Genomic DNA, 2,950 nt, shown 5'->3' with positions numbered 1-2,950 from the left:
GCGCTCCGCGACCCGGCGACGCTGGCGGCGACGCTGGCCGCGGTGCGCGCGCTGGCCGCGCAGCCCGGGGGGCTCGACGAGGGGGAGCCGCTGTTCGCGTTCCTCACCGTCGGCGGGCGGCAGGTGGGGAACGTCGTGTTCGCGCGCCTGCGCGGCGGCCGGGGCGCGCCGGCGCAGGTGGTCGGCGTGACGTACGACCGCGCGCTGTCCACGGCGGCGGGCGTGGAGGCGGCGCGGTGGGTGCTGCCGGCGCTCCCGCCGGCGCTCGGCGGCGGGGCGGGGGAGGCGGGGGGGGCGCCGACGCCGGCGCGCGTGGTGCGCCGGCTGGACGACGTGACCCCCGGCGCGACCGAGGTGCGCATGCCAGACGGCACGCGGCGGCGCGACGACTCGCGCCGCTTCATCGGGACGCGCTTCCTGTCGCGCGCCGGACAGACGCTGTACGCGACGCCGGGGTGGGACGCCGCGCGGTGGCGCACGCCGTACCGCGCCAGCGTCACGTACGACTCGCGCCCCGGCGGCTACGTGCTGGAGATGGGCGTCGACGCGGCCGACGGCGAGCGGCTCGCGCGCGCCGCGGTCCCCGCCGACGGGGCGTGGGCCGCGGCCGCGCTGGCGGCGATGGCGCTGCTGTTCGCGGCGGCGAGCGGCGTCGGGCTGCGGAGGGAGCGGCAGCTGGAGCGGCTGCGCGCGCGCTTCGTGGCGTCGGTGTCGCACGAGCTGCGCACGCCGCTGACGCAGATCACCGTGTTCAGCGACATGCTGCTGCGCGACGACGGCGGCGGCGACGCGCCGACCGCGCGCCGCTGGCTCGGCATCATCAACCGCGAGGCGCACCGGCTGGCGCTGATGGTCGAGGGGGCGCTGCTCACCGCGCGCGACGAGGGGGGGCGGCTGCGCATCGCGCGCCGCGCCTGCGACGCGATGGAGATCGCCGACGACGTGCGCGTGGCGATGACGCCGGTCGCCGCGGCGCGCGGGAGCACGCTGCGCGTCGCCGGCCCCGCGGCCTGGCCGGCGCACGTCGACCCGGGGGCGCTGCGGCAGGTGCTGCTCAACCTCGTCGACAACGCGCTCAAGTACGGGCCCGAGGGGCAGACGGTCACGGTCGCGCTGCGCGCCCCCGGCGACGACGGCGCGCTGATCGCCACCGTGGACGACGAGGGGCCGGGCGTCGCGCCGGCCGACCGCGCGCGCGTGTGGCGCCCGTACGAGCGGCTGGAGCGCGACGACGGCGTGTCGGGGGGGAGCGGGCTCGGACTGAGCGTGGTGCGCACGCTGGTCGCGCAGCACGGCGGCGCGGTGGCGGTGGACGGCGCGCCGGCGGGCGGCGCGCGCTTCCGCGTCACCATCCCGCGCGCGGCGGCCACGCCCGAGGGCGCGGCGACGGCGGCGGCCGTGTACAGCTGACCCATGCGCGGCGGCACGCGCGCGGCGAAGCTCGCCGCGTGTCCGCGACCGCTCCCCCCTCCCGACTCCCCGCGCCGCTGCGCTGGCTCGCCGCCGCCGCCGGATGGGTCAGCTGCACCATGCGCCGCGCGCGCGCGCGCAGAGCTTCCGGCGACGCCCCGTCGCGTCCCGTGTCCCCTTCCCGCAGTCGCCGGTCCATGAACGGAATCCCCCTCCCGCGCGCGCGGGTCCTCGTCGTGGAGGACCACGACGACCTCGCCGAGGCGCTCGAGGTCAACCTGCGGCGCGACGGGCACGAGGTGCTCCGCGCGCGCGACGGGCGCGACGCGCTCTACCTCGCGCGCGGGCGCGACGTCGACCTGGTGATCCTCGACCTCGGGCTGCCGCGCGTCGACGGGCTGGGGGTGCTGGAGCGGCTGCGCGCCGAGGGGCACTGGAGCCCGGTGCTCATCCTCAGCGCGCGCAGCACCCCCGACGACAAGGTCGCGGGGTTCCGGCTCGGCGCCGACGACTACGTCACCAAGCCGTTCCACACCGAGGAGCTGCTGTCGCGCGTGCGCGCGCTGCTGCGCCGCCCGCCGGCGCGCCCCGACGGCGACGAGCCGCCGGCGCCGCCCCCCGCGCCGCCGGCGGCGGTCGGCTACACCGACGACGAGCTGGTGGCGCGCTTCGGGCTGACGCTGCGCCAGGCGGCGGTCGCGCGCCTGCTCGCCGAGGGGCTGTCGAACCCCGAGATCGCGGCGGCGCTGTCGATCAGCCGCTTCACCGCGCGCAACCACGCCGAGCAGGTGCTGGTGAAGGTCGGCGTGCCGTCGCGCGGGCGGGTGGCGGCGGCGCTGCGCGCGGCGTACGAGGCCGAGCGCGCTACTCCGTGATCTCGCGGATCACGCGGCACGGGTTCCCGGCGGCGAGCACCCCCGCCGGCACGTCGCGCGTGACGACGCTGCCGGCGCCGATCACCGCGCGGTCGCCGATCGTGACGCCGGGGAGGATCAGCGCCCCGCCGCCGACCCACACGTCGGCGCCGATGTCGATCGGCTTCCCGTACTCCTCGCGCCGCCGCAGCTCGGCGTTCATCGGGTGCACGGGGGTGAGCACCTGCACGCCGGGGCCGAACAGGGTGAAGTCGCCGACCCGCACGCGGCACACGTCGAGCACGACGCAGTTGAAGTTGAAGAACACGCGCTCGCCGAGCTCGATGTTCGTGCCGTAGTCGCAGAAGAACGGCGGCTGCATCCAGACCGTGTCGCCGCCGGCGCCGAACAGGTCGCGCAGCAGCGCGCGCCGCGCGGCGGTCTCGCTCTCGCGGGTCGCGTTGAGCGCCTGGCAGAGGTCGCGGGCGCGCTCGCGCCCGGCGACGAGCTCGGGGTCGAAGGGGTCGTACAGCCCGCCGGCGAGCATCTTCTCACGTTCGGTCGACATGCGCGGGCCGAGCGCAACTTCGGCGCCGCCAAACTGCCAGGAGAACGGATGAGACGGATCCGTTCTGGGCGATTGTCAAAGATTTGGTAGCGCGCGGAGGCTCTGGGCGAGCAGGAGA

General features: G+C 77.5%; 3 protein-coding genes. 2 read left to right on the top strand and 1 reads right to left on the bottom strand.

The features are described from left to right. On the top strand, positions 1-1,410 hold a 1,410-nt coding region (locus PYV61_RS23320; RefSeq protein WP_275836209.1), incomplete at its 5' end, for a HAMP domain-containing sensor histidine kinase. Between the two features lie 197 nt (positions 1,411-1,607). Then, positions 1,608-2,285 (top strand): DNA-binding response regulator, encoded by a 678-nt coding sequence (locus PYV61_RS23315; protein ID WP_275836207.1) that lies wholly within the window; start codon positions 1,608-1,610, stop codon positions 2,283-2,285. On the opposite strand, the gene PYV61_RS23310 is transcribed toward PYV61_RS23315, so the two are convergent. Then, complete coding sequence (locus tag PYV61_RS23310) at positions 2,275-2,832, bottom strand: sugar O-acetyltransferase (RefSeq protein ID WP_275836205.1); 558 nt, start codon at positions 2,830-2,832, stop codon at positions 2,275-2,277. The genes PYV61_RS23315 and PYV61_RS23310 overlap by 11 nt on opposite strands. Between the last annotated feature and the right edge of the window lie 118 nt (positions 2,833-2,950).

The organism is Roseisolibacter sp. H3M3-2 (assembly GCF_029211165.1).
GTDB lineage: Bacteria > Gemmatimonadota > Gemmatimonadetes > Gemmatimonadales > Gemmatimonadaceae > Roseisolibacter.
Note: the sequence above shows the minus strand (reverse complement) of the source record. Positions and strands in the feature narration are given on the sequence as shown.

What these genes read in the sequence shown, in the direction of transcription:
- PYV61_RS23315 (WP_275836207.1), top strand. Translation starts at nt 1,608, where the DNA reads ATGAACGGAATCCCCCTCCCGCGCGCGCGGGTCCTCGTCGTGGAGGAC.
- PYV61_RS23310 (WP_275836205.1), bottom strand. Translation starts at nt 2,832, where the DNA reads ATGTCGACCGAACGTGAGAAGATGCTCGCCGGCGGGCTGTACGACCCC.